25 protein-coding genes are annotated in these 26,041 nt (G+C 69.6%); 11 read left to right on the top strand and 14 right to left on the bottom strand.

Going from position 1 to position 26,041, the window contains the following annotated elements:
- Positions 1-19 precede the first annotated feature (19 nt).
- Positions 20-442 carry an organic hydroperoxide resistance protein gene (locus ACOKM3_RS28100; protein WP_385756791.1) on the bottom strand — a complete coding sequence of 141 codons (423 nt, stop codon included), beginning with the start codon at positions 440-442 and terminating at the stop codon, positions 20-22.
- An 83-nt stretch (positions 443-525) separates the two neighbouring features.
- Entirely contained in the window at positions 526-1,557 is a 1,032-nt protein-coding gene (locus ACOKM3_RS28095; protein ID WP_426903804.1) for an NADP-dependent oxidoreductase, read from the bottom strand.
- A 125-nt stretch (positions 1,558-1,682) separates the two neighbouring features.
- Between ACOKM3_RS28095 and ACOKM3_RS28090 the strand changes: the two genes are divergently transcribed.
- Positions 1,683-2,132 (top strand): MarR family winged helix-turn-helix transcriptional regulator, encoded by a 450-nt coding sequence (locus ACOKM3_RS28090; protein WP_426903803.1) that lies wholly within the window; start codon positions 1,683-1,685, stop codon positions 2,130-2,132.
- A gap of 33 nt (positions 2,133-2,165) precedes the next feature.
- Here ACOKM3_RS28090 and ACOKM3_RS28085 read toward each other — a convergent pair whose 3' ends face one another.
- Complete coding sequence (locus ACOKM3_RS28085; RefSeq protein WP_426903802.1) at positions 2,166-2,825, bottom strand: SCO2400 family protein; 660 nt, start codon at positions 2,823-2,825, stop codon at positions 2,166-2,168.
- A gap of 203 nt (positions 2,826-3,028) precedes the next feature.
- On the opposite strand from ACOKM3_RS28085, the gene ACOKM3_RS28080 reads away from it, so the two are divergent.
- The 7 genes from ACOKM3_RS28080 to ACOKM3_RS28050 all read left to right on the top strand — a co-directional run bounded on the left by ACOKM3_RS28080 (position 3,029) and on the right by ACOKM3_RS28050 (position 11,651).
- Positions 3,029-4,186 carry a mandelate racemase/muconate lactonizing enzyme family protein gene (locus ACOKM3_RS28080; RefSeq protein WP_426903801.1) on the top strand — a complete coding sequence of 386 codons (1,158 nt, stop codon included), beginning with the start codon at positions 3,029-3,031 and terminating at the stop codon, positions 4,184-4,186.
- On the top strand, positions 4,183-5,190 hold the full coding sequence (locus ACOKM3_RS28075) for a zinc-dependent alcohol dehydrogenase (RefSeq protein ID WP_426903800.1): 1,008 nt from the start codon (positions 4,183-4,185) through the stop codon (positions 5,188-5,190). Before ACOKM3_RS28080 ends, ACOKM3_RS28075 begins: the two co-directional genes overlap by 4 nt.
- A 187-nt stretch (positions 5,191-5,377) precedes the next feature.
- Entirely contained in the window at positions 5,378-6,334 is a 957-nt protein-coding gene (locus ACOKM3_RS28070) for a hypothetical protein (RefSeq protein WP_426903799.1), read from the top strand.
- 136 nt (positions 6,335-6,470) lie between these two features.
- On the top strand, positions 6,471-7,589 hold the full coding sequence (gene chvE / locus ACOKM3_RS28065; RefSeq protein WP_426903798.1) for a multiple monosaccharide ABC transporter substrate-binding protein: 1,119 nt from the start codon (positions 6,471-6,473) through the stop codon (positions 7,587-7,589).
- A 46-nt stretch (positions 7,590-7,635) separates the two neighbouring features.
- Positions 7,636-9,198, top strand: a complete 1,563-nt coding sequence (gene mmsA / locus ACOKM3_RS28060; protein ID WP_426903797.1) for a multiple monosaccharide ABC transporter ATP-binding protein — start codon at positions 7,636-7,638, stop codon at positions 9,196-9,198.
- Positions 9,195-10,442, top strand: a complete 1,248-nt coding sequence (gene mmsB, locus ACOKM3_RS28055; protein ID WP_426903796.1) for a multiple monosaccharide ABC transporter permease — start codon at positions 9,195-9,197, stop codon at positions 10,440-10,442. The genes mmsA and mmsB overlap by 4 nt, the downstream gene beginning before the upstream one ends.
- A 36-nt stretch (positions 10,443-10,478) precedes the next feature.
- Positions 10,479-11,651 carry an aldose epimerase family protein gene (locus ACOKM3_RS28050; RefSeq protein WP_426903795.1) on the top strand — a complete coding sequence of 391 codons (1,173 nt, stop codon included), beginning with the start codon at positions 10,479-10,481 and terminating at the stop codon, positions 11,649-11,651.
- Positions 11,652-11,714: 63 nt separating this feature from the next.
- Here ACOKM3_RS28050 and ACOKM3_RS28045 read toward each other — a convergent pair whose 3' ends face one another.
- The gene (locus tag ACOKM3_RS28045) at positions 11,715-12,740 is read right to left on the bottom strand and encodes an arabinan endo-1,5-alpha-L-arabinosidase (RefSeq protein WP_426903794.1); all 1,026 of its coding nucleotides are present in this window, start codon (positions 12,738-12,740) and stop codon (positions 11,715-11,717) included.
- A 162-nt stretch (positions 12,741-12,902) separates the two neighbouring features.
- On the opposite strand from ACOKM3_RS28045, the gene ACOKM3_RS28040 reads away from it, so the two are divergent.
- Positions 12,903-14,123: a pyridoxal phosphate-dependent aminotransferase gene (locus ACOKM3_RS28040; protein WP_426903793.1), complete on the top strand. Its 1,221-nt coding sequence runs from the start codon at positions 12,903-12,905 to the stop codon at positions 14,121-14,123.
- Positions 14,124-14,132: 9 nt separating this feature from the next.
- Here the strand turns inward: ACOKM3_RS28040 and ACOKM3_RS28035 are convergent, their stop codons facing one another.
- Positions 14,133-14,597, bottom strand: coding sequence for an RrF2 family transcriptional regulator (locus tag ACOKM3_RS28035; RefSeq protein ID WP_426903792.1), 465 nt, complete (start codon positions 14,595-14,597; stop codon positions 14,133-14,135).
- A 133-nt stretch (positions 14,598-14,730) separates the two neighbouring features.
- Between ACOKM3_RS28035 and ACOKM3_RS28030 the strand changes: the two genes are divergently transcribed.
- Complete coding sequence (locus ACOKM3_RS28030) at positions 14,731-15,675, top strand: sulfite exporter TauE/SafE family protein (RefSeq protein WP_426903791.1); 945 nt, start codon at positions 14,731-14,733, stop codon at positions 15,673-15,675.
- Between the two features lie 20 nt (positions 15,676-15,695).
- Here ACOKM3_RS28030 and arfA read toward each other — a convergent pair whose 3' ends face one another.
- From arfA to ACOKM3_RS27985, 9 genes are all read right to left on the bottom strand, one after another.
- Positions 15,696-17,201, bottom strand: a complete 1,506-nt coding sequence (gene arfA / locus ACOKM3_RS28025; RefSeq protein WP_426903790.1) for an arabinosylfuranosidase ArfA — start codon at positions 17,199-17,201, stop codon at positions 15,696-15,698.
- Between the two features lie 45 nt (positions 17,202-17,246).
- Positions 17,247-18,215, bottom strand: a complete 969-nt coding sequence (locus ACOKM3_RS28020) for an arabinan endo-1,5-alpha-L-arabinosidase (RefSeq protein WP_426903789.1) — start codon at positions 18,213-18,215, stop codon at positions 17,247-17,249.
- Positions 18,212-19,075 carry a carbohydrate ABC transporter permease gene (locus ACOKM3_RS28015; RefSeq protein ID WP_426903788.1) on the bottom strand — a complete coding sequence of 288 codons (864 nt, stop codon included), beginning with the start codon at positions 19,073-19,075 and terminating at the stop codon, positions 18,212-18,214. The genes ACOKM3_RS28020 and ACOKM3_RS28015 overlap by 4 nt, the downstream gene beginning before the upstream one ends.
- A complete protein-coding gene (locus tag ACOKM3_RS28010) occupies positions 19,072-20,013 on the bottom strand; it encodes a carbohydrate ABC transporter permease (RefSeq protein ID WP_426903787.1) in 942 nt (313 codons plus the stop codon). Before ACOKM3_RS28010 ends, ACOKM3_RS28015 begins: the two co-directional genes overlap by 4 nt.
- Entirely contained in the window at positions 20,010-21,359 is a 1,350-nt protein-coding gene (locus ACOKM3_RS28005; protein WP_426903786.1) for an extracellular solute-binding protein, read from the bottom strand. Before ACOKM3_RS28005 ends, ACOKM3_RS28010 begins: the two co-directional genes overlap by 4 nt.
- Positions 21,360-21,537: 178 nt before the next feature.
- Positions 21,538-22,386 carry an SMP-30/gluconolactonase/LRE family protein gene (locus tag ACOKM3_RS28000; protein WP_426903785.1) on the bottom strand — a complete coding sequence of 283 codons (849 nt, stop codon included), beginning with the start codon at positions 22,384-22,386 and terminating at the stop codon, positions 21,538-21,540.
- Positions 22,383-23,159 carry an IclR family transcriptional regulator gene (locus tag ACOKM3_RS27995; protein WP_426903784.1) on the bottom strand — a complete coding sequence of 259 codons (777 nt, stop codon included), beginning with the start codon at positions 23,157-23,159 and terminating at the stop codon, positions 22,383-22,385. Before ACOKM3_RS27995 ends, ACOKM3_RS28000 begins: the two co-directional genes overlap by 4 nt.
- 134 nt (positions 23,160-23,293) lie before the next feature.
- Positions 23,294-24,523 carry a helix-turn-helix domain-containing protein gene (locus ACOKM3_RS27990; RefSeq protein WP_426903783.1) on the bottom strand — a complete coding sequence of 410 codons (1,230 nt, stop codon included), beginning with the start codon at positions 24,521-24,523 and terminating at the stop codon, positions 23,294-23,296.
- Positions 24,524-24,527: 4 nt separating this feature from the next.
- Positions 24,528-24,680: a hypothetical protein gene (locus ACOKM3_RS27985; protein ID WP_422407177.1), complete on the bottom strand. Its 153-nt coding sequence runs from the start codon at positions 24,678-24,680 to the stop codon at positions 24,528-24,530.
- Between the two features lie 220 nt (positions 24,681-24,900).
- Here ACOKM3_RS27985 and ACOKM3_RS27980 point away from each other — a divergent pair, with 220 nt between their 5' ends.
- Entirely contained in the window at positions 24,901-25,911 is a 1,011-nt protein-coding gene (locus ACOKM3_RS27980; protein WP_426903782.1) for a PorA family protein, read from the top strand.
- The last annotated feature ends 130 nt before the right edge of the window (positions 25,912-26,041 follow it).

Raw genomic sequence — 26,041 nt, 5'->3', positions numbered from 1 at the left:
GGACGGGTCCGACAAGGCGTCACACGGACAGCGTGACCGTGATGTTGCCGCGGGTCGCCTTGGAGTACGGGCAGACCTGGTGGGCCTTCTCGACCAGGGACTTGGCGGTGGCCGCGTCCACGTTCGGGATCGCGGCGGAGATCTCGACGATGATGCCGAAGCCGTCGTCGTTCTTGCCGATGCCGACGTTGGCCGTGACGGTCGAGCCGGACACGTCCGCGCCCTCCTGGCGGGCGACGACGGCGAGCGCGCCCTGGAAGCAGGCGCTGTAGCCGGCCGCGAAGAGCTGCTCGGGGTTGGTGCCCTCGCCGGAGCCGCCCTGCTCCTTGGGCGGGTTGACGACGAGGTCGAGCTTGCCGTCGCTGGTGGAGACGCGGCCGTCGCGGCCGTTCTCCGCGGTGGCGGTGGCGGTGTAGACGACGTCGGACTGCGTGATGGCCATGACCGGCTCCCTCGTTCGCGCTGGTTTCTTTCGGTGTGCGGAACGAGGTTACCGAATCATGGAACCACTGGGTGTGGCCGGGGTCACTCCCCCAGCTTCACGACCATCTTTCCGGTGTTGTCGCCGCGCAGTACCCCGAGGAACGCCTCCAGGTTGTTCTCGATGCCCTCGACGAACGTCTCGCGGTACTTCAGCTCGCCGGAGCGGACCCAGGCGCCGACCTCCTGCACGAACTGCGGCTGCAGGTCGTAGTGGTCGCCGACCAGGAAGCCCTCGATGCGGCCACGGGTCTGGATCAGGCGGGAGAGGTTGCGCGGGCCGGGGGCCGGCTCGGTGGCGTTGTAGACGGAGATCGCGCCGCAGATGGCGATGCGGCCGTCGCGGTTCAGGCGCGCGATGGCGGCCTCCAGGTGGTCACCGCCGACGTTGTCGAAGTAGACGTCGACACCGTCGGGAGCGGCCTCCTTCAGGAGCGTGTGGACGTCGCCCGTCTTGTAGTTGAAGGCGGCGTCGAAGCCGTACTCCTCCAGGAGCAGCTTGACCTTCTCGTCCGAGCCGGCCGAGCCGATGACGCGCGAGGCGCCCTTGAGCTTCGCGATCTGGCCGACCTGGCCGCCGACCGCACCGGCCGCGCCGGAGACGAAGACGCTGTCGCCCTCCTTGAAGTCCAGCGTGCGCAGCAGGCCCGCGTAGGCGGTGAGGCCCGTCATGCCGAGCACACCGAGGTACGTGGACAGGGGCGCGGCGTCCGGGTCGACCTTCACGGCCTGCTTCGCGTCGAACGTCGCGTACTCGCGCCAGCCGAAGAAGTGCAGCACGTGGTCACCGACGGACACGCCCTCGTCGTTCGAGGCCAGCACGATGCCGACGGCACCGCCCTGCATGGGCTTGCCCAGCTCGTACGGGGCGACGTACGACTTCGCGGCGCTCATCCGGCCGCGCATGTACGGGTCCACGGATACGTACAGGTTCTTGACCAGGACCTGCCCCGGGCCCGGCTCGGCCACCGGGGCCTCGCGCAGCTCGAAGTCCTCGGGCTTCGGCCAGCCGACGGGGCGGCTGGTCAGGACCCACTCGCGGCCGGTGGCGGGGATCTGGGGGGTGTCGGCGGTCATGCGCTGATCCTTTGTCGAGGGGGCGGAAGCACGTGGGCCGAAGCATGCGAAAAATACTTCAGTACCTGAAACAACAATGCTCCTGAATATTTCATGATGTCAAGCAACTGGGTACGCTGTTGTGCATGGCCGCCACGCGTACCCCCCGCACGGACCCCCTCACGCTCGAGGTCGTCGAGCTGATCGGGGAGATCGTCGCGCGCTACCACCAGGAGTACGAGGAGGCCGCCTCGCGGCACGGGCTCACCGGGGCGCAGGCGCGGGTGCTCGGGCTGCTCTCGCTGGGGCCGCTGCCGATGCGGCAGGTGGCGCAGCGGCTGAAGTGCGAGCCGTCGAACGTGACGGGGATCGTGGACCGGCTGGAGGCCCGCGGCCTCGTGGAGCGGCAGCCCTCGCCGGGCGACCGCCGGGTGAAGGTGGCCGCCGCCACCGCGGAGGGGCGGCGGATCGCGCGGGCCCTGCGCGAGTCGCTCGACTTCGCGCGGGAGCCGCTGGCCGGGCTCTCGCAGGAGGAGCGGGTGGCGTTCCGGGACATGTTGCGGCGGATGCTTGGGACGGACGCCGGGGCGGTCTGACCGCGGCCCGTTACGCGCACCGCCAGGAGCGCCCTACGTGCACCACCACAGGAAGCGCTCGCACGACTCCGAAGGGCTCGGCTCCGCCGGGGGCGTGGCGGACGACGAGCGGGAGGCCGACGGCGTCGGCCGGGAGCTCGCGGAGGAGCGGGGTTCGGACGTGGTCGGGGCGGGGCGCGTCGCCCGGTGCGTCGTCGCATCGGCGTCCACGGGACCGGAGGTCGGCGTGCGCTCCGGTGGCGCCGAGGCGGGGGCCGATGACGTACGCGAGGCGCGGGACGCGGGTGGGGTGGAGCGTTCGGCCGTGGCGGACGGGGACACGGAGTCGGCGTCCCTCGTAGGGGCCGCGGAGATGTCGGGAGCCGCCTGGGCGTGGGAGCCGTCCCCGGAGGGCCCCTCCCCCAGCTGGGCGACGCCGAGGCCGACGCCGCCGGCGACGAGCGCGATACCCGCCGTGGTGAGGAGGACGCGCCCGCGCCGCCGAGAGCGCGCGGAGCGGCGTGTCGAGCGGCGCGAGCGGCGCCGGCCCCGCGCCCGGACCGGCGCGGCCTCCCGGCCCGGCTCCTCCTCCGCCCCTTCGTGCGAGGCGACCCACTCCCCGTAGGCCCGCACGGCCTCTTCGGGCGTGCCGCAGCCCGGGCAGGCCAGGGCCCCGTTGAGATGTCTGCGGCACGGATGGCAGTAGTCGTCCATGACCAACGGAGGCTATGCGCGGGGCCGGTGAGAGAAAAAGCCTGTCCTGTGAAACTTCTGCACGGAACGCGACGTGGATCGACCGGCCCCCGATCGATCGCAGTCCGGTCCGGACCCATTGACAGCCCTGTGAGGCCGACTTACTGTCTCGCCAGCATTTCGAACGTGTGACGAAATTTCGAACAGCACAGGGGGCAACTGCCTTGCGGATCACGGGAATCAGCACGCACGTGGTCGGGACTCCGTGGCGGAACCTGACCTACGTACAGGTGCACACCGACGAAGGACTCACCGGTGTCGGCGAGACCCGGATGCTGGGCCACACCGATGCGCTCATCGGCTACCTGCACGAGGCCCAGGCCAACCACATTGTCGGCTCCGACCCGTTCGCCGTCGAGGACCTCGTACGGCGGATGAAGTACGGCGACTACGGCCGGGCCGGCGAGATCGTCATGTCCGGCATCGCCGTGATCGAGATGGCCTGCTGGGACATCAAGGGCAAGGCCCTCGGCGTGCCGGTGTGGCAGCTGCTCGGCGGCAAGGTGACCGACAAGGTCAAGGCGTACGCGAACGGCTGGTACACGACCGAGCGCACGCCGGAGGCGTACCACAAGGCCGCGCAGGCGGTCATGGAGCGCGGGTACAAGGCGCTGAAGATCGACCCGTTCGGCACCGGGCACTTCGAGCTCGACCACGAACAGTCCCTGTACGCCGTCTCGTTGATCGAGGCCGTGCGCGACGCCATCGGGCCCGACGCCGAGCTGATGCTGGAGATGCACGGGCGGTTCTCCCCCGCCACGGCGATCCGGCTCGCCCGCGACCTGGCGCCGTTCAACCCGGCGTGGCTGGAGGAGCCGGTGCCGCCGGAGAACCTCAAGGCGCTGGAGAAGGTGGCCGCGAAGGTGGAGATGCCGGTGGCGACCGGTGAGCGGATCCACGACCGGATCGAGTTCCGGGAGCTGTTCGAGAGCCAGGCCGTGGACATTCTGCAGCCGGACGTCGGCCACATCGGCGGCATCTGGGAGACGCGGAAGCTGGCCGCAACGGCGGAGACGCACTACATGCTGGTGGCTCCGCACAATGTGGGCGGTCCCGTGCTGACCGCCGCCTCTCTCCAAGTCGGCTTCACCTCGCCCAACTTCAAGATTCTCGAGCACTTCAACGACTTCGCGGACGCCGAGATCAAGAAGGTCGTGAAGGGTGCGCCGCAGGTCGTCGACGGCTACTTCGAGCTGTCCCACGAGCCGGGCCTCGGCGTCGAGCTCGACGTCGACGCGGCGGCCGAATTCCCGCAGCAGCAGGCGCGGTTCGACCTGTGGGCCGAGGGCTGGGAGAAGCGCGACCCGAAGGCGGCGTCGTGAGCTCCGCCGTCGTCGTCGAGGCACCGGGCAGGCACCGGGTCGTGCCGCACGAACCCGCGGCGCCGGGCCCCGGCGAGGCGCGGGTGCGGGTGCACGCCGTGGGGATCTGCGGCAGCGACCGCGAGGTGTACCAGGGCAACAGGCCCGAGGGGTATGTGCGTTACCCGCTGACGCCGGGGCACGAGTGGTCCGGCGTGGTCGACGCGGTGGGCGCCGGGGTGCCGGCGTCCCTGGCCGGGCGGAAGGTCGTCGGCGAGGGGTTCCGCAACTGCCAGGTGTGCGCCCGGTGCCACGCCGGTGAGACGACGCTGTGCACCGACGGGTACGAGGAGACCGGGTTCACCCAACCCGGCGCCATGGCGACGACGTTGACGCTTCCCGCGCGGCTGCTGCACACGCTGCCCGACGACGCCGACCTCACCGCCGCGGCGCTGCTCGAACCCGCCGCGTGCATCGCCGCCGCCGCGATCAAGGCGGAGGCGAGGCCCGGGGAGCGGGTGGGGGTGGTCGGGACCGGCACGCTCGGGATGTTCGCCGTGCAGTTCCTCGCGGCGGCCTCGCCGGCGGAGCTGGTGGTGGTCGGTACGCGGGGCGAACGGGAGGCTCTGTCGCGGAAGTTCGGAGGCACCGACTTCCGGCTGCGTACGGACGAGCTGCCGGACGACCTCGACGTCGTCATCGAGACCGCCGGGTCCGCCTCCGCGGCGCGTACGGCCGCGTCGTTGCTGCGGCGGGGCGGGCGGCTCGTGCTCACCGGGATTCCGGCGGCCGGGGTGGCGGAGGGGCTTGATCCGACGGATCTTGTGGTGCGGCAGTTGGAGGTGCGGACCGTGTTCGGGGCCGCGGCGGATGCGTGGGGGCATGCGGTGCGGATGTTCGGGGCGGGGTTGCTCGATCCGTTGCCGCTGGTGACGCATCAGGTGCCGTTGGAGCGGTTTGCCGAGGCGATCGAGTGGGTGGGGGCGGGGGACCCCGCGGTCGGCAAGGTGTTGTTGCGGCCCTAGCCGTGGGCGGCTGCGCCTGCGGCGGGCCTTCTTCCCCAAGCCCGCCCCTTCCCTAAGTTGCGCTCCGCGCCTCGTGGTTGAGGTCTCGGGGCTCCGCCCCGGACCCCGCGCCTCAAACGCCGGCGGGGCTTGATTTAGCCGAACCTGGTCCGAAATGCCGAACGACTCGTACACGAAAAGGAACACCGTGACCGACACACCCCGCCGACCCGGCGAACCCGCTCTCTCCGCTCTCGGGCTCGGCGCCCCCGCGCACGAGCCCGGCGACGCCTCGCCGCACGCCTTCCCCGACGGTGGTACCTGGCGTACCGAGATTCCGTCGGTCGAAGGGCCCGAGGCCGTCGCCACCGTACTCAAGGAGTCCTCGCGGCTCGACGTGCCCATTCACCGGATCAGCCAGGGCAGCGGCATCTGGATGCTGCGGGACGCCGAGATCCAGGAGATGGTCGAGGCGACCGCCGAACGGGACATCGAGCTCTGCCTGTTCACCGGGCCGCGCGGCAGCTGGGACACCGGCGCCTCCGTGCGGACCGACTCGGGCGGCGCGGGGCTGCGCGCCCGTGGGCACGACGCCGTCGCCGGCTGCGTAGAGGACGCCGTGCGGGCGACGGAGCTGGGCGTGAAGTGCCTGCTCGTCGCCGACGAAGGCGTGCTGTGGACGCTGCACCGGGCGCGTAGCCAGGGGATCATTCCCGCCGACACCACGCTCAAGGTGTCCGCGCTCGTCGGGCCCGTGAACCCGGCCGCGTACGCCGTGTACGAGCGGCTCGGGGCCGACTCGTTGAATGTGCCGAGCGATCTGACGCTCGCGCATCTCACCGAGATCCGGCGGGTCTCCGGCGCGCCCATGGACATGTACGTCGAGGCCCCCGACGACCTCGGCGGCTATGTCCGGATGTACGAGATCGCCGAACTGGTGCGCCGCGGCGCCCCGTTGTACCTGAAGTTCGGCCTCGCCAAGGCGCCGGCCATCTACCCGTACGGCGCCCAGCTGCGCGACGTCACCCTGGACACCGCCCGCGAGCGGGTGCGCCGGGGCCGGCTCGCGCTCGACCTGCTGGAGCGGCACGGGGCCGCCGGCGGGATGTCGCCGCTGGGCTCGCGGCTGCCGGGAGAGCTGAGCCGGTTCGACACGGGCCAATAACGTTCCGGGCACGCAACTTCCCAGAACTGGACAGGGCCGCGCAGAATCCAACGCATCTCCACTCGTTCAACCCACGCTCCGCGCAAGGGACTTCGCACCCCCGCATTTGTGCACTCACACATCAAGGATGATGACCATGCGAAACCGCCGAGCCGTTCTCACCGCGATAGCCGCGTCCGCCTCCCTCGCGCTCACCCTGTCCGCCTGCGGGCAGAACAGTGAGGGCGGCAAGGACGAGGGCAAGGGGGAGGCCAAGGGCTCCACGGTCGGCATCGCGATGCCGACGAAGTCCTCGGAGCGCTGGATCGCCGATGGCAAGAACGTCGTGAAGTCCCTGCAGGCCAAGGGGTACAAGACCAAGCTGGTCTTCGGTGAGGACGACCCGGACCAGCAGGTCTCCCAGATCGAGAACATGATCACGCAGGGTGTGTCCGCGCTGATCGTCGCCTCGATCGACAACAAGTCGCTCGACTCGGTGCTCCAGCAGGCCAAGGACGCCGACATCCCGGTCATCGCCTACGACCGCCTCATCCTCGACACGAAGGACGTCAGCTACTACGCGACGTTCGACAACGAGAAGGTCGGCGAGCTGCAGGCCAGTTCGCTGGTCTCCAACCTGGGCCTCGACAAGGGCAAGAAGGGCCCGTTCAACCTGGAGCTGTTCGCCGGTTCCAACGACGACAACAACACCAAGTACTTCTTCAACGGCGCGATGAAGGTGCTCAAGCCCTACATCGACAAGAAGCAGCTCGTCGTCAAGTCCCGCCAGACGAAGATGAACCAGGTCACGACGCTGCGCTGGGACGGCGCCACCGCCCAGAAGCGCATGGACGACATCCTGACCTCGACGTACAAGGGCAGCGACCGGGTCGACGCGGTGCTCTCCCCGTACGACGGCATCTCCATCGGCATCCTCTCCGCCCTGAAGTCGGACGGCTACGGCTCCAAGGCCAAGCCGCTGCCCGTGGTATCCGGGCAGGACGCCGAGGTGGCCTCGGTGAAGTCGATCATCGCGGGCCAGCAGTACTCGACCGTCTACAAGGACACCCGCCAGCTCGCCAAGGTCTCCGTGGACATGGTCGACGACGTGCTGCACGACAAGAAGCCGAAGGTCAACGACACGGAGACGTACGACAACGGCGCGAAGGTCGTCCCCTCGTACCTGCTCAAGCCGGTCCTGGTCACCAAGGAGAACTACCAGAAGGAACTCGTCGACAGCGGCTACTACACCAAGGCCGAGCTCGGCCAGAAGTGACCGGACTCCCCCGAACCACCAGAACCACTAGCTGAAGGGCACGACCATGGCGGGACCCGTCCTGGAAATGCGCTCGATCGTCAAGACCTTTCCCGGTGTCAAGGCGCTCTCGGACGTCACGCTGACCGTGCGTCAGGGCGAGGTCCACGCCATCTGCGGAGAGAACGGCGCCGGCAAGTCCACCTTGATGAAGGTGCTCTCGGGCGTGCATCCCCACGGAAGTTACGAGGGAGAGATCCTTTTCGAGGGGCAGCCCTGCGCCTTCAAGGACATCAACGCGTCCGAGAAGCGGGGAATCGTCATCATCCACCAGGAGCTGGCACTCGTGCCGTTCCTGTCGATCGCCGAGAACATGTTCCTCGGCAACGAGCACGCCACCCGCGGGATGATCGACTGGCGCGAGACGCTGGGGCACGCCACCCGGCAGTTGCGCCGGGTGGGCCTGGAGGAGAATCCCAACACCCGGATCGCCGACATCGGTGTCGGCAAGCAGCAGCTCGTCGAGATCGCCAAGGCGCTCGCCAAGGACGTGAAGCTGCTGATCCTGGACGAGCCGACCGCGTCGCTGAACGACGAGGACTCCGGCAAACTCCTCGAGCTGATCCTGGAGTTGAAGAGCCAGGGCATCACGTCGATCATCATCTCGCACAAGCTGAACGAGATCCGCAGGGTCGCCGACTCCGTGACGATCCTGCGGGACGGCCGCACCATCGAGACCCTCGACGTGCACGCCCCGGAGACCACCGAGGACCGGATCATCTCCGGGATGGTCGGCCGCGACCTGGAGAACCGCTTCCCCGAGCGCACCCCGCACCACCCGGAGGAGGGCGCGGCACCGGCCCTCGAGATCCGCGACTGGACGGTGCACCACCCGATCGACCGCGAGCGCAAGGTCGTCGACAACGTCTCGCTGCACGTACGGCGCGGGGAGATCGTCGGCGTCGCCGGGCTCATGGGCGCGGGCCGCACCGAGCTGGCGATGAGTGTCTTCGGGCGGGCGTACGGCCGGTACTCGGGCGGCTCCGTCCTCAAGGACGGCCAGGAGATCCGGACGAAGTCGGTCGCGGAGGCCGTCTCGCACGGCATCGCCTACGCGACCGAGGACCGCAAGCACTACGGCCTGAACCTCCTCGACACCATCAACCGCAACATCTCGCTCGCGGCCCTGGACAAGGTCTCCAAGCGGGGCGTGGTCGACGAGCACAGTGAGCGTCAGGTCGCGGAGCGGTTCCGCAAGTCGATGAACATCAAGGCCCCGACGGTCTTCGAGCCGGCGGGCAAGCTGTCGGGCGGCAACCAGCAGAAGGTCGTCCTCAGCAAGTGGATCCAGGCAGGACCAGACGTGCTGATCCTCGACGAGCCGACGCGTGGCATCGATGTCGGCGCCAAGTACGAGATCTACACCGTCATCGACAAGCTCGCGGCCGAGGGCAAGGCGGTGGTGTTCATCTCCTCCGAGCTGCCCGAGCTGCTGGGGATGTGCGACCGCATCTACACGATGAGCGCGGGACGGCTCACGGGTGAGGTCACCCGCGCGGAGGCGACGCAGGAGTCCCTGATGCGCCTGATGACCAAGGACAAGAACGGGACAGAAGAGGTAACACGATGAGCACGGACGTGATGGACAAGTCCCCGGCGCCCGCGCCGCCGGGCAAGGGCGGCTCGGGCACGGCCGGCGGCGGGCTGCTGCATCTCGTGCTCGACGGAATGCGGCGCAACATGCGCCAGTACGGCATGCTGATCGCGCTCGGCCTGCTGGTGGCCGTGTTCGCCATCTGGACGAACGGCGACCTGATCCTGCCGCGCAACGTCTCCAACCTGGTGCTGCAGAACAGCTACATCCTGATCCTCGGCATCGGCATGATGCTGGTCATCATCGCCGGGCACATCGACCTGTCGGTGGGCTCGCTGACCGCGTTCGTCGGCTCGACGGCCGCCGTCCTCATGGTCAGTCACGACATCGCGTGGCCGGTCGCCGCGATCATCTGCCTCGCGATGGGCGGCATCGCCGGCTGCGTACAGGGCTGGCTGATCGCATACGGCGGCATACCGTCGTTCATCGTGACGCTGGCCGGAATGCTGGTGTGGCGCGGTCTCACCGAGATCCTGCTCAAGGGGCAGACCCTCGGCCCGTTCCCGGAGGGCCTCGGCAAGCTCGGCAACGGGTTCCTGCCCGAGGTCGGACCGACCACCAACTACCACAACATCACGCTGCTGCTCGGTGTCGTGCTCGCCGCGGCCGTCGTCATCCAGGAGCTGCGGGACCGGCGCCGCCAGCAGGAGTTCGCGCTCGACGTGCCGCCGTTCAACCTGTTCGTGCTGAAGCTGGTCGCGATCATCGCCGCGATCGCCGTGGTGACGATGCTGCTCGCCAGCTACAAGGGCGCCCCGATCGTGCTGCTCATCCTCGGCGTCCTGGTCGTCGGCTACGGCTACGTGATGCGCAACTCGATCTTCGGCCGGCACATCTACGCCATCGGCGGCAACCTCCCGGCGGCGAAGCTGTCCGGCGTGAAGGACAAGAAGGTCACCTTCTACGTCTTCCTGAACATGGGCGTGCTCGCGGCCCTGGCGGGTCTGGTCGTCGCCGCCCGCCTGAACGCGGCCTCGCCGAAGGCGGGGCTCAACTTCGAACTCGAGGCGATCGCGGCGTCGTTCATCGGCGGCGCGTCGATGAGCGGCGGCGTCGGCACCATCCTCGGCGCGATCATCGGCGGTCTCGTCCTCGGCGTGCTGAACAACGGCATGAACCTGCTCGGCGTCGGCTCCGACTGGCAGTCGGTGATCAAGGGCCTGGCCCTGCTCGCCGCGGTCGGCTTCGACGTGTGGAACAAGCGCAAGTCCGGTTCGTAACTCAGCTTTCGCATCTCACTTTCAGGAGCCGCACAGATGGAACTGAGCAGACGTACGGTCATGGCATCCGCCGCGGCGGCCGGTGTCGCAGCCACCGCGCTCGGCGGCACGGCACACGCGTCGGGAAGCACCTCCGCGAACGCGTCGGGAAGCAGGAAGCCCGTGAAGGAGTCCTTCGGCAAGCTCGCCGACGGCACGAAGATCTACCGCTGGTCGCTGGAGAACGGCGGCACGCGACTGAAGGTCCTGAACTACGGCGGCATCGTCCAGTCGCTCGAACTCCCGGACCGGCACGGCAAGTACGTGAACGTCTCCCTCGGCTACGACACCGTCGAGGAGTACGTCGCGGGCACCACGTTCTTCGGCGCCACCATCGGCCGCTACGGAAACCGCATCGCCAAGGGGAAGTTCACCCTGGACGGCAAGGCGTACCAGGTGTCCGTGAACGACGGCGAGAACTCGCTGCACGGCGGCGCCAAGGGCTTCAACACCCGGGTGTGGGACATCGAGCCCTTCACCTCCGGCTCCGACGTCGGCCTGCACATGCACTACACGTCCGTCGACGGCGAGATGGGCTACCCCGGCACGCTGAAGACGACGGTCACGTACACGCTGACGGCGCGCGGCGACTGGCGCGTGGACTACGAGGCGACGACGGACAAGGCGACCGTCGTGAACCTCACCAACCACACGTACTTCAACCTCGCGGGCGAGGGCAGCGGCACGATCTACGACCACGAGCTGACGCTGGCCGCCTCCCGCTACACGCCCACCGACGCAGGGCTCATCCCGACCGGTGAGCTGGCGAAGGTGCAGGGCACCCCGTTCGACTTCCGCAAGGCGAAGCCGATCGGCCGCGACATCCGCACCAGCCACCCGCAGCTGATCACCGCCAAGGGCTTCGACCACAACTGGGTCATGGACAAGGGCATCACCGCGAAGCCGGTTCTCGTGGCGACGCTGCGCGATCCTGCCTCCGGCCGGTCCCTGAAGATCGCCACGGACCAGCCTGGCCTTCAGTTCTACTCGGGGAACTTCCTCGACGGCACGCTCGTCGGCCAGTCGGGGCGCACCTACCGGCAGGGCGACGGCCTGGCCCTGGAGACCCAGCACTTCCCGGACTCCCCGAACCAGCCGAAGTTCCCTTCGACGGTGCTGCGTCCCGGTGAGACGTACCGGACGACGACGGTGCACTCCTTCGGCGTGTAAGCAGTCTCTGAACACGGCGGCGGCCGGGACCCTTCGGGGCCCCGGCCGTTCGCGTGCCCGGCCTCAGTACGCGACGGGCCAGCCGCTCCCCCAGTTCAGCAGGTTGACGCCCATCTTGGGCGCCCCGCCGTCCGTCCCGTCGTAGTAGTGGTAGACGAGCAGATCGCCGTCGGAGTCGGAGAGCACGGACTGGCCGCCGGGCCCGATGTACTTGTCGTGCGTGGCGAGCACCTCGGTGCCGCCGTTCTCCGTCATCTTCACGCCGTTCTTGTCGACGTAGGGCCCGGTCGGTGAACTCGCCCTGCCCACCTTGATCTTGTACGTGGACGAGGTGCCGGCGCAGCAGGTGTCGTACGAGGCGAAGAGGTAGTAGTAGGAGCCGTGCTTGACGACGGCGGGGCCCTCGACGGCCTTGGTGCCGCTCGGCCGGGCGGCCAGCGAGCGGACGGTCTTGTCGGCGGCGTACTGCTTGCCCGTCGACGGGTCGAGCCTGATCATCTTGAGGCCGGAGGACCAACTCCCGAACGACAGCCACCACTTGCCGTCCCCGTCCACGAAGAGGTTCGGGTCGATGGCGTTGTAACCGGAGGACGTGGTCGTGGCGTGCACGACGCCGTGGTCGGTCCAGGTGCCGGGCTGTCCGCTCGGCGAGGACGCGAAGCCGATCGCCGAGTGCGTCGAACCGAAGGTGGAAACGGCGTAGTACATCAGGTACTTGCCGCCGTGGTACGAGACGTCGGGCGCCCACACGTCCTTGTCGGGGTTGTACGTCGACCACCACGACGGGAGCGTTGTGAAGGCGGCGCCCGCGCGCTTGAACGCCGTGCGGTCGGTGGAGGTGCGGGCCTCGACGCCGTTGTGCGTGGAGTAGACGACGTAGCCGCTCGACGTCTTGACCATCGACGGGTCGTGCACCGACACGTCGCCGGTGAGCAGGCCGGAGCCGGGGTAGGCGGCGTAGGCGCTGCCGGGGACGAGGGCGTAGGCGGTCGCGGCGGCGACGGCGGTGGCGAGCACCGGGAGCAGTCGGCGCTTGCGCAGGGCGTGGTGGCGGACGCGCGCTCTTCGCGTGGGGGTTTCATCCTTCATGCCGGTGAGTCGCCGCGGAGGGCGCGGAGGTTGCCGCGTCACGCGCTCGGCGGGGGTCGCCGTGGTTGCGGCGTCACGCACGTCACATTCGCCCCACGCGCTGAACACCGTCCGCCACACCCCCGTACTGATGCCCGACACCCGGCCGATGGGAGGAATGTGATGAGCGGAAGCGTCGTCTCGCTGTTCCAGGGCTCGACGGCCCACTCCCCGTCCTACGGCCAGCTGACGCGGGCCGGGGCGGGCGGCGGCAGCGGCGGCGGGGTCGTCGACTTCTGCATCCCCTGCAACCCCTACTTCCCCACCCCCACCATGCTCGACGCCCTGCGTGCCCGGCTGCACGAGATCCTGACGTACTACCCGAGCAGCGCCGAGCACATCACCGCCGAGCTGTGCCAGGTCCTCGGCCTCAACCCACAGACGGTGGCGATGGGCAACGGCTCGACCGAACTCATCACCTGGATCGACCACTTGCTGGTCCGCGACTCCCTCGCCGTGCCGGTGCCGACGTTCGGCCGGTGGACGGACCAGCCCATGGAGACGGGCAAGCGGGTCGACATGTTCCCGCTGCCCGAGCGCGACGGGTTCGCGCTCGACCCGGCCGCGTACGCGGAGTTCATCCACGCGCGCGGCTCGCGGGTCGCGGTCGTCTGCAACCCGAACAACCCCGACGGCGGCCTGCTCCCCCGCCGGGCCCTGCTCTCCCTCGTCGACGAGCTGCGGCACCTCGATCTGATCGTGATCGACGAGTCGTTCCTCGACTTCGCCGACGCCGAGGGCGGGCAGGACCCGAGCCTCGTACAGGAGGCGGTTCTCCGCCCGAACGTGATCGTGCTGCGCAGCCTCGGCAAGAACTTCGGCCTGCACGGGGTCCGCTTCGGCTACCTGGTCGCGAACCCCGGTCTGGCCGGCCGGGTCCGCTCGGCCCTGCCCAAATGGAACCTCAACTCCTTCGCGGAGACGGTCGTCTTCATGCTCCGCGAGCACCGCCAGGAGTACGCCGACAGCCTCCGCCAGGTGACCCGCGACCGCCAGGAGATGCGCTGGCACCTGTCACGCCTGCGCCCGCTCACCGTCTACCCCTCGCAGGGCAACTTCCTCTACGTGCGCCTGCCGGACGGCGTCGACGGCGTGGCGGTCCGCGACCGGCTGCTCGCCGAGCACGGCGTCCTGGTGCGTGAGTGCGGCAACAAGATCGGATCGTCCAGCAGCTTCCTGCGCCTCGTGGTGCGACCCCAACCGGACGTCCTGCGCCTGGTGGCCGGCCTGGAGTCGCTCATGGGGAGCGGGAATGGAGCCGCCGTGCCCGAGCTGGGCGGAGGGACCACCTACAGCTCGGGCACGGCGGCGGTGGACCGCCTGATCACGTCAGTGGGGTCCTAGGGCCTGTCTTCAGGGGTTGCGCCAGGCGGCGGGGTCCTCGGCCAGCTCCTTCACCGGTTCCGGCAGCCGGTCGTGCGCGAGGTCGGCGAGCGTGACGCCCTCCAGGATCTTGCGCACGTTGGCCCGCAGCGCCACCCACAGCGGGAGCAGCGGTTCGGCGGGGCCGGTGTAACTGAGCGCGTTCGGCCGCTCACCCCGCACGGAGACGATGGGCCCCTCCACGGCGCGTACGACATCGGCGACGGTGATCTCGGCGGCGGGCCGGGCCAGCAGATAGCCGCCATTGCCGCCCCGCTTGCTCACGACGATGCAGCCGCGCCGCAGATCGCTGAGGATCCCCTCCAGGAACTTGTGCGGAATCTCCTGCGCCGCGGCGACGGCCTCGGCCTTGATCGGGACGCCGTCCCCCTCGGCATGAACGGTGATTTCCAGGCAGGCACGTACGGCGTAGTCGGCGCGGGCGGAGATCCTCATGCGCACATTGTGGTGGACGTTCGCGGCGCACGGTGCGGTGGATCTTGTTCAAGTCGTCCGCGGATCTTCCAGCATCTGGGAAACACAGATCTTCCCTACCTTTCCCATAGGGATGGTGCGTACAGTCGCGACCATGGATTTCTCATGGGCGATAGTCGTCGCGGGTGCGCTCGTCGGTGTGGCAGTGGGCCTCACCGGCATGGGCGGCGGCGCGCTGATGACACCGATCATGGTGATGCTGTTCGGCGTCAACCCGACGGCGGCGATCGGCAGCGACCTCGCCACCTCCGTCTTCATGAAGCCCTTCGGAGCGGCGGTGCACCAGCGCGCGGGGACCGTGCGCTGGGACATCGTGCGCTGGCTGCTGCCGACGGCGATGCCCGCGGCGGTGCTCGGCGCGCTCTGCCTGGGGTTGCTCGGTGACGGAGAGCAACTCCAGGAACGCGTGAAATACGTCATCGGCGGCGCGCTCGTCCTGGCGGTCGTCGGGATGCTGGCCCGCATGTGGCTGGACGCACGGCGCGGCACGGGCTCCGCCGAGGCCGAGGACGCACACGTGCCGGTCCGCCCGCTGGCCACCCTCGCCATCGGCCTGATCGGCGGCTTCATCGTCGGCATGACGTCCGTCGGCTCCGGCTCGCTCATCATCGTCATGCTGATGCTGGCGCACCCGCGCCTGAAGGCGAACCACCTGGTCGGCACGGACCTCGTGCAGGCCATCCCGGTGGTCGCGGCGGCGGCCCTCGGCCACGTCCTCTTCGGCGACGTCGCCTTCGGCATGGCCGGCACGCTGCTGATCGGCGCGATCCCGGGCGTGGTGGCCGGCGCCCTCCTTTCCACCCGCCTCTCGGGCCCGGCCCTGCGCTGGGCCCTGGTCACCCTCCTCGCGGGCTCGGGCCTGGCGATGTGGGGCGTGTCGGGGACGCCGCTCCTGCTGGTGTGCGCGGCGTTCGCGGCGGTGGGCGTGGTCGTCACGCTGCGGGGGCGGCGGCGCTCCCTGGTGGTGGCGGTCTCGTCGACACCGGCACCCGCCGCCGACACGGAGGAGACCGTGCCGGAGGCGGGCTCCCGGGTGTAACCGGCCCTGCCGCCTCAGGGTCAGGCCAGCCGGATCACATTCCACGACAGCGGTTCCAGGTCCGCCTTGAGTGTGCCGTCCGCCAGGACCGTTCCCGTCGCCGCGTGCGGCACCACACGGTTCGGCTCAGAGAGGGTGTTGCGGGCCTCCGGGTCGGTGTCGGAGAGGACCGAGTGTTCGACGACGGACGACAGGTCGAGGCCGTTCAGGGCCACCTCCAGGGGCAGCGTCTCCGTCTGGCTGCGGTTCACCGCGAAGACGGTGAGCGTGCCGTCCCCGGCGCGGACCGCCGTGGCGTGCAGGAGGTCGGCCGTGCCGTGGCGCCGCGTGTCGTAGGTGGGGCCCGAGACGCGGACGTCGAGCACCTCGCCGCGGCCGTACTGCGAGGCCGCCGCGAACGGGTAGAACGTCGTCTGCCGCCAGGCCGGGCCGCCCGGCTCGGTCATGATCGGGGCGATGACGTTGACCAGCTGGGCGAGGCACGCCACCGTCACGCGGTCCGCGTGGCGCAGGAGCGCGATGAGGAGCGAGCCGAAGACGACCGCGTCCGTCACCGTGTAGACGTCCTCCAGGAGGCGCGGGGCCTCCGGCCAGTCGAGGGCGGCGACCTCGGACTGGGTGCGGGACTGGTACCAGACGTTCCACTCGTCGAAGGAGAGGTTGATCTTCTTCGAGGACTTGAGGCGCGCGCCCACGTGGTCACAGGTCGCGACGACGTTCTCGATGAACGACTCCATGTCGACCGCCGAGGCGAGGAAGGAGTCCCGGTCGCCGTCGTGCTCCTCGTAGTAGGCGTGGAGTGATATGTAGTCGACGAGGTCGTACGTCTCGGCGAGGACCTTCGCCTCCCATTCGGCGAACGTCGGCATCGACTGGCCCGAGCTGCCGCACGCGACCAGCTCCACGTCCGGGCCGATCTGGCGCATCGCGCGCGCCGTCTCCGCCGCGATCCGCCCGTACTCCTCGGCCGTCTTGTGGCCGGTCTGCCAGGGGCCGTCCATCTCGTTGCCGAGGCACCACAGGCGGATGCCGAAGGGGTCCTTGTCGCCGTGCTCGACGCGGAGGTCGGAGAGGGCGGTGCCGGCCGGATGGTTGGCGTACTCCTGGAGTTCCATCGCCTCGGCGACGCCGCGCGTGCCCAGGTTGAGGGCCATCATCGGTTCGGCCTGCGGGCCGAGCTTCTTCAGGAACGCGATGTACTCGGACAGGCCGAATCGGTTCGGCTCCGTGGTGCGCCACGCCAGGTCGAGGCGGGCCGGGCGGTCCTCGACGGGGCCGACCGAGTCCTCCCACTTGTAGCCGGAGACGAAGTTGCCGCCGGGGTAGCGGATCGCCGTGACCCCCAACTCCCGTACCAGTTCCAGGACATCGGTGCGCAGGCCCGCCTCGTCCGCGTGCTCGTGGCCCGGCTCGTAGATGCCGCTGTAGACGCAGCGGCCGAGGTGCTCCACGAACGAGCCGAAGAGCCGGGGGTTGACCTGGGCGACGGTGAAGGCGGGGTCGAGGGTGAAGCGTGCGGTGCGCAAGGGGGTCCTTTCGATAGTGGTTGCTCGGCGCGGGACGTCGTCTCGTCAGAGACCCGGCCAGCCGGTCTTGTCCCAACTGAGCTCGTTCAGGCCCAGCTTGGGTGTGCCGTTGTCCTCGGCGTCGTAGTAGTGGTAGGCGAGCACGTCCTTCCCCTTGTCGCGGAAGACCGACTCCCCTCCCGTCCCGACGAACCGTCCGTGTCCGGCCAGGAGCAGGGTGCCGCCGCCCTCCAGGAGCGGCTTGCCGTCCTTGTCGACGTAGGGGCCTGCGACCGAGGTGGATCTCCCCACCCGGATCTTGTACGTGGAGTTCACGCCTTGGCAGCACGCGTCGTACGAGGCGAAGAGGTAGAAGTACCGGCCGTGTCGGACGATCGCCGGGCCCTCGACCGCGTACGGGGCGTCGGGGCGGGTGGCGAGGTGGTGGACCTTCGCGTCCGGCACCGCCTTGCCCGTCCTCGGGTTCAGCTCGACCATGCGGATGCCGGACCAGTACGAGCCGAAGCTCATCCAGAGCTTGCCGTTCGCCCTGATCACGGCCGGGTCGATGGCGTTCCAGGTGTCGCTCGCCTGCGACGAGAACGCCTTGCCGTGGTCGGTCCAGGTGCCGGGAAGGCCGGACTTCGACGTCGCGACGCCGATCGCCGAGTGGTTCGTACCCCAGGACGAGACCGCGTAGTACAGCCAGTACGTGCCGTCCAGGTACGAGATGTCGGGGGCCCACGGGTCGCCCGTGTCGTTGTAGTCGAGCCACCAACTCCGGGGCTCGGCAAAGGCGTTGCCCTCGTCCGTCCAGTTCACCCTGTCCTTCGACAGCCGCGCGCCGATCACCCCGCCCGTCGAGTACGCGACGTAGCGGCCGTCCTTGAGTTTGACGACGGTCGGGTCGTGGATGATCTGTTGGCCGGAGATGGGCTGCGGGTCGGGGTAACTCGCCGCCGCCTGGGCCGCGTTGGGGAGCAGCGCCAGGACGGCCGCGGCCGCCACCGCCACAGTCGCTCTGCGTACGGTCACTGCCCCGCCAATCCCGTATGGGCCACGCCCGCCACGATCTGCCGCTGGAAGAAGACGAAGACGATGATCAGGGGCAGGCCCGCCATCAGGCCGCCGGCCATCAGCTGGGCCCACTGGATGCCGTAGGAGTTCATGACGGTCGCGATGCCGTTCGGCATGGTCATCAGGTCGGGGTTGTTGGTGACCATGTACGGCCACAGGAAGTTGTTCCACGAGCTGATGAAGGTGAAGATGCCGACCGCCGCGAGCGAGGGGCGGGACAGTGGCACGACGATCGTGAAGAAGACCCTCCAGCGGCCCGCGCCGTCGATGAAGGCCGCCTCTTCCAGCTCCCTCGGGATGCCTTGGAAGAACTTGTAGAGGATGTACACCATCGCGGCGGGCGCGCACTGCGGAAGGATCATGCCCCAGTACGTGTCGACCATCCCCATCTGCTGCACCGTGGTGAAGAGGGGGACTCCGAGCACGGCCGGCGAGATCATCAGGCCCGCCATCACCACACCCATGAGGACGGCCTTGCCCCTGAACTCCGTACGCGCGAACCCGTATCCGGCGAGCGCCGCGACGAACAGCACGACGGCCGTCACGCACACGGAGACCACGACCGAGTTCACGAACCAGTTGGTGATGTTGCCGGTTTCGAAGAGGGCCTTCCACGCCTGGCCCGTCCACTCCTTCGGCAGCCAGTGCGTCGGCACCGCGACGGCCTCGGTCTCCGACTTGAGCGAGGTGAACAGGGCCCAGGCGAGCGGGGCGAGGAAGACGGCAGAGACGGCGGCACCGAGCAGGGTGAGCACGATCTGGCTGGGCGTCCAGGAGCTGCGGGGCTTGGTACGAATCGGCGCTGGGGCGGTGGTCATCGCGCGCCCTCCTCACGGTTGCGCAGCAGCCACATCCGCGCGAGGGCGACGGCCGCGATGATCACGAAGAAGATGATGGAGATCGCGGAGGCGTAGCCCACGCGGTAGCTGGTGAAGCCCTCTTCGAGGGTGTATTGCACGAAGGTGCGGGTCGAGTCCTCGGGCCCTGGGCCGAAGTCCATCATGACGACGGCCTGGTCGAAGACCTGGAGCGAGGCGAGGATCTGGAGCGCCACGACGAGGCCGGTGATGTTGCGGAGCATCGGCAGCGTGATGTGGACCATGCGATGCCAGGCGTTCGCGCCGTCCAGCTTGGCGGCCTCATAGAGGTGCCCGGGGATGCCCTGGAGCGCGGCGAGGTAGAGCAGGAAGCTGAAGCCGACCGTCCACCACAGGGTGGTGATGACGACGGCGAGCATCGCGTACGACTTGTCGGACAGCCAGGGCGTGTCGATGCCGAGGACGTAATTGACCATGCCCGTACCGGGGTTGAACAGCCACTGCCACAGGTTGCCCGCGACGGTGGACGGCAGCAGGAACGGCAGGAAGAAGCAGAGCCGCCACAGCCACTTCCCGCGCTCGATGTGGTGGGCGAGCATCGCGAGGAAGAAGGCGAGGACCGTGATGCACGGCACGACCAGGAGCGTGAAGTACGCGCTGTGGCCGAGCGAGTCCCACATCAGCGGGTCCTGGAAGGCCTCGCGGTAGTTGTCGAGGCCGACGAAGCTCGCGGCGTCGCCGGAGATGTTGGCGTCGGTGAAGCTGAGGTAGACGCCGCGCAGCAGCGGCCAGATCACGAACAGGGCGAACAGGGCGAGGAACGGGGCGACGAACCAACCGCCGTGCTGGAAGCCCTGCTTGCGGCGCACGGTCACGGTGTCGGTGGCGGCCTGCGCGCGGCTCGGCGCGACGATGGTCCCTGGGCTGGTCGTCGTCATGCGACCGCACCTCCCTGCGCGGCGGTCTTGCCGTCCATCGGGTTCTTCGAGGCGAGGAGCTGGGTGAGGACGCCCTTGATGCGGCGGGCCGCGGCCTCCGGCTTGCTGGACCCCGCCGACGAGGACATGACGATGGGGCCGGTGCGCTGGGCGAGCAGCCCCGTGGAGCCCGCGAACCACACCTTCGGCTCGGTGGCCTGGTGGTTCATCGCGGACACGTACTCGCTCTGCGGTTTGAGCTTCTTGTACGCCGCCGAGGTCAGGGTCGGCGTGTACGCGGGGATGTGTCCGCCGAGAGCCCAGTTCTGGGCGTGCCGGACGATGTACGCGGCCAGCTCGTGCGCGGCTTCGTTGGCGGCGCCGCCCCGGTCCGCCTGGTGCGGCAGCACGAAGGAGTGCGACTCCGCGTGGGTGGCCTTCTTGCCGAAGACCGGCGGGAGCGGGGTCGCCCCGTAGTCCAGCTTGGCGCCGTCGAAGACCGGCACCGACCAGTTGCCCTCCCAGGTGAACGGGGCGCCGTTGACGAACTGTTCGGCGTCGGCGGCCCCCGAGATGCTGTAGCCGTCGGTGACGTGCCTGCGCAGGAACTCCAGTACCTGGGTGGCCTTGTCCGTGTCGAAGGTGACCTCGGTGTTGGCGCTGTTGAACCAGGTGCCGCCGAGCTGGGTGTAGAAGGCGACGAACATCCACCACTGGACGTTGAGGTCGTTGACGTGCAGGCCGAGGGTCTGCAACCCCTTCTTGGTGGCCTTCTTGGCCTCCTTCAGCATGGCGAACCAGTCGTCGGTCGAGGTGACCTCGACCATCCGCCCTTCGGCATCGAGCAGGCCCGCCTTCTTCAGCACGTCCCTGCGGTAGAAGCAGAGCTGTACGTGGATGTCGAGCGGCAGGGCGTAGAGCTTGCCGTCGATCACGGCGCGCTTCCACAGGTCGGGGTTGAAGTCGGCTTCCTTCACCCCGTACTTGGCCAGCAGCCCGAGGTCCCAGGGGTCGAGGAAGCGGCCCGGCGAGAAGCCGGTGACGCGGCCCAGGTGCATGACGCCGAGGTCGGGGGCGCGATTGCCCGCCGCCGCCATCGCGAGCTTTGTGTAGAAGGGGCTGCCCCACTGGAGGGTCGAGTCCTTCACGTCGATGTCCGGATGCCCCCGACGAAAGTCGTTCAGCATCGAGATCATGTTGTACCCGTCGCCGCCGCTGAAGAGGTTCCAGTAGCGCACGCGGGTGTCCGCGCCAGAGGCGAGCGCGTCGGCGCCCGTGCCCATGGCCGCGAATCCCAGGCTTCCCGCGACCGCCAACCCGCCCGCACCTGCGAGGAGTTGTCTGCGGTTCAGGCCAGGTCGTCCCACAACCGGCCCCTCCCTACGTCCGATATTTCGAATGCCGCTCGTAACTTCGAACGGGACCGTAAAATCGAAGCGCTTCCGCGTCAATGGGTCGCACGGGAATGGAGGTAAAAAAATGCGGGGCGCACGACGCGAACGCCGCACGCCCCGCAGGGAATCACCGGACTGTCCGGCCGAACTCTCAGCCTCCGAAAGCCGCTTGGGCCAAGCCCTGTCCGACCCCCGGCACCACCAGCAGGGACCCCGCCGGCGGCTCCGGCCGGTCGAGGCCGACCCGCGCCGTCGACACATACAGATCCTTGAGGTCCGCGCCCCCAAAGGCGCAGGCCGTGGGGCGGCTCACCGGCAGCGGGAGCACCCGGTCGAGCTTCCCCTCGGGCGTGTAGCGGCGGATCGCCGCCCCGTCCCACAGGGCCACCCACACGCAGCCGTCCGCGTCGACGGTGAGGCCGTCGGGAGAGCCGGCGCCGTCCTCGACCGTCGCCAACTCCCGCCTGTTGCCAATGCGTTCGCCGTCCACGTCGAAGACGTCGATACGTCCCGTGGGCGTGTCCACGTAGTACATGCGCGCTCCGTCGGGACTCCAGCCGGTGCCGTTGGAGATCGTGACGTCGTCGAGGACCTCGGTCACCGCCCCGTCGGGCGCGACGCGGATCAGGTTGCCGCCGCCGGGCGTCTCGTCGTACGGCATGGAACCCGCCCACAGCGCGCCGTCGGGGGCCACCGCCGCGTCGTTGCCGCGCCGCCCGGGGACGGGCTCGCGGTGCAGCCACGCGAAGGCGCCGTCCGGGCCGTAACTCCCCACGCCGTCACGGAGGTTGACCACCAGGCCGCCTCCCGCGCGCGGCTTGGCGGCGCCCACGTGCTGTTCGGTGGCGAGCACGGTGCGGCGGCCGCTGCCCGGCTCGTAGGTGTGCACGCGGGAGTTGAGGATGTCCACCCAGATCACGCGGCCCGTGGCCGGGTCCCAGGTGGGGCCCTCGCCCAGCTCCGCAGAGGCCCGCACGGCCTCCTCGACGCGGATCCTCATCGCGCCACCCCCCGGTGACCGAGGCGCTCGGAGAGGTCGGCGGCGCCCTTCGCGGCGAGCCCCGCCAGCTCGTCCTCGCGCGCGTCGCTCCAGCGGATCATCGGTACGGAGATGGAGAGCGCGGCGACGACCCGGTTGGTGCGGTCGCGCACGGGCGCGGCGACGCACGACACGTCCGTGTTCGACTCGCGGCTCTCCACGGCGATGCCGCGCTCGCGCACCCCGACCAGGTGGGCGCGCAGGGCCGCCGGGTCGGTGATCGAGTTCTCGGTCATGGCGAGGAGGTCCGCGTCGTCCGGGATCCGCGCGGTCAGCTCGGCCTCGGGCAGCGACGCGAGCAGCATCTTGCCGACCGACGTGCAGTGCGCGGGGAGGCGGCGGCCCGCGGCGGACACCATGCGCACGGCGTGCGTGGAGTCGACCTTCGCGATGTAGATGACGTCGGTGCCCTCCAGGATCGCCACGTGGACGGTCTCGTCGCAGGTCTCGGCGACGTCGCGGGCCACGTGCTGCCCCTCGGCGGCGAGGTCGAGCTGCTCGGCGTACCGGCTGCCGAGCTGGTAGGGGCGCACGCCGAGGCGGTAGCGGCCCGGCTGACCGGGGACCTGCACGATGTACTGGCGGGCGGCGAGCGTGGTGACCAGTTCGTGGACCGTGGTCCGCGGGAGCTGTAGTTTGCGGACGATGTCGGGGGCGGACAGCGTGCCGTCCCCGTCCAGGAACAGCTCCAGGATGTCCAGAGCGCGGGTCACGGCTGGTACGAGACGTCCCACAACCGACCCCTCCCTATGTTCGGTATTTCAACAGACGGTCGGTATCGCGAACATAGGCTAAGCACAGGGGCATTGACCGGGCAATGGGTGATCCCATGCTCGGTACACGGACTGCACAGAGTCATCGAGTCCGCTCAGACAGGCCCGAGTTCCCCCCGAAGACGCCGGGCCCGCAGCACCAGTTCCAGCTCGAAGCGGCGGTCCGGGTCGTCGACCTCGTCGCCCCACAGCTCGCGGATCTGGCGCAGCCGGTAGCGGACGGTCTGCGGGTGGACGCCGAGCCGGGCCGCGACCTCGGGGGCGCCGCCGCGGGTCTCCAGCCAGGCGAGCAGGGTCTCGGCGAGCCGGCGCGCGTGCGCGGGGCCGCACCGGGTGAGGGGTTCGAGGGCGCGCCGCGCGAGGTCGTCGACGAGCTCCTCGGGCTGGAGCAGGACGAGGGCCTGGGTGTGCTGGGTGCACTGCACCACTTCGGCGTCGGGCAGCAGTCCGCGCTCCATGAGGCCGACCGCCGCCTCGGCCCAGCGCAGCGACTTCGCCGCGTCGGCGGGCGCGACGGGCGGCCCGATCGCCCCGGTCCAGCCGGACAGGGCGCGGCGCAGCAGATCGGCGCGGCCCGCCGCGTCGGGTTCGGAGAGGACGAGCCGGGGCCGCTCCGGCTCCATGTCGAGGAGGACGTCGGCGCCGACGGCGGGGGCGACCGCGTCGCGGGCCGGCCGCAGCAGTACGCCGACGGCGACGTGCGCGGGTACCGGCCATCCGATGCGCGCCGCCCGTTCGGTGAGCGCCTGCACGGGGTCGCGGGGCGCCGCGGTGCGCCCTTCGAGAAGCAGGTCCATCAGCTTGCGCTGCTGGCGCAGCCGCTCACCGGCCTGCCGGGCGGCCGCCTCCGCGTAGCCGCGGACCGACTGGTCGACGAGGCCGTCGAGGTACTCGTAGCCGGCCTCCGCGAGTTCGTACATCGCCGGGGGCGGGATGTGCAGCCGCTGCCCGATGTCGGCGAGGCGGCGCCAGGCCATCTTCACGCCGAGCCGGTACATCGCCTGGAGCGAGTCGAGGCTACGGCCGTGCAGGGACTGGCCGCGCCCGAACTCCTGGAAGAGGGCCGGGGCCTGGCCCTCCGGAAGGCCGTCCGCGGCCCCGTCGGCGAAGCCGCGCACGAAGTCCTCGACGGCGCGCCGGATGCCGACGAGGGCCACCGCCTCGCCCGACTCGTCGAGCACGACGGGCAGTTGGGGGAACTCCCGGTGGATCTCGTCGAGGATGTCCCGGGCGAGCCGGGGCGCCTCGTCGAGGGCGAGCGCCACGAACTGCTTGGCCTGGAGGCGCGGCACGTCGCACCATGCGGAGCGAGCGGTGGCCGGCACCGGCTCAGCCCCCTTGGCCGGGCGTCTCGTAGGTCACCAGGGGCGTATTGGGCTGGTCCGGCGTCGCGTTGATCAGCGCGAGCACGCCGAAGGCGGCCGCGAGGGCGAGCGCGGCTCCCGTGGCCGCGGACAGCGCGGCGGCGAGCAGTCGGTTCATCGCAGGGTCAGCCTCTCGTCCGTGCCCGATCCGGAGTTCACCGATCGGGGTATCGAGGTCGTTCCCCACCCGTGCGATTGCGACGTACGGCAAGCCGTCCGCCTCAAGTGCCAAGTCTCCACACGACATTGACACTTCGTCAAGAGTAAGTCTACGGTTCCCGGCCCATAACCGGCCGCCCGCGAACAGAGCGCGGATGCCCTTCCACCAGGAGTGCCGGATGCGCCGTACAGCCTCACCGTTCTCGCTGGTCGCAACAGGTCTCGGCACGTTCCTGCTCGTCCTGGCGGGGCTGCTCGCCTGGTACGTGGAGCCGCGCGCCGAGCGCACCAGCATCGACATCGACGCGACGACCGTGTTCACCGGAACCGGCAGCTACTTCGACACCGAGAAGATCAAGACCGTACGCGATCGCAAGCTCACCATCACCCGGCAGGCCCGCGGCGACGTGGCCGCGAGCGAGCGCAGCGGCCGGGCGGTCTGGGACGTGACGACGTCCGTCGACACCGCGAAGACCCTCCCGGCGGCCGACCCGCACGACGCGCTGCAATGGACCCTGGAGCGCTGGGTCACCGACCGGAAGACCAACGCCGCCGTGCACTGCTGCGGCGAGCAGCCCGCCTTCAGCGGCGAGGCCTACCTGAAGTTCCCCTTCAACGTGGAGAAGCGCACCTACACCTGGTGGGACAACACGCTCGGCGCGACGGTCCCGCTCCGCTTCAGCGGCGTGACCAAGGTGCAGGGCTACGAGGGCTACCGGTTCACCGGCACCGTCTCCCCCGCCAGGACCGGCTCCCGGCTCGTGCCGGGCCGGATCGTGGGGCAGCCGAGCAAGAGCCAGGTGCTGGCCGAGGAGTGGTACGCCAACCATGGCGTCGAGCTCGTCGTCGACCAGCTCACGGGCCGGGTCCTGTACGCCGCCATCGGCCCGCGCAAGACGCTGCGCGCACCCGGCACGGACAAGGACGCGGCGGTGCTCCTGGACAGCCGGAAGATCGCCTTCACCCCGGACACGCAGCGCGACCAGGTGGCGCTCGCGCAGGACGACAACGACCGGCTCACGCTGATCGGCACGACGTTGCCGCTGCTGGCGGGCGGTCTCGGCGTGCTGCTCGTGGCGGCAGGTCTTGTACTCGTCGTACGGGGCAGGGGTGGCAGGCCGGAGCAGGAAAGGCCGGAGCGTCCGGATCCCGATACGTCCCCGACGACCCTGGAAACGTCCACGATGTGACGGTACGTCAGTCAAATACCGACCGAAACTTGTCACGCGGGTGAGTAGCCGCATCGAACAGCGGGGCGAAAACTGTCCCTCCCCACCCCGTGCACAGGCTCCGCACAGCCTCGGCACCGTACCTCCCAGT

The sequence above is a fragment of the Streptomyces nidicola genome (assembly GCF_050106155.1).
GTDB lineage: Bacteria > Actinomycetota > Actinomycetes > Streptomycetales > Streptomycetaceae > Streptomyces.
This window is presented reverse-complemented; position numbering and strand designations above follow the sequence as displayed.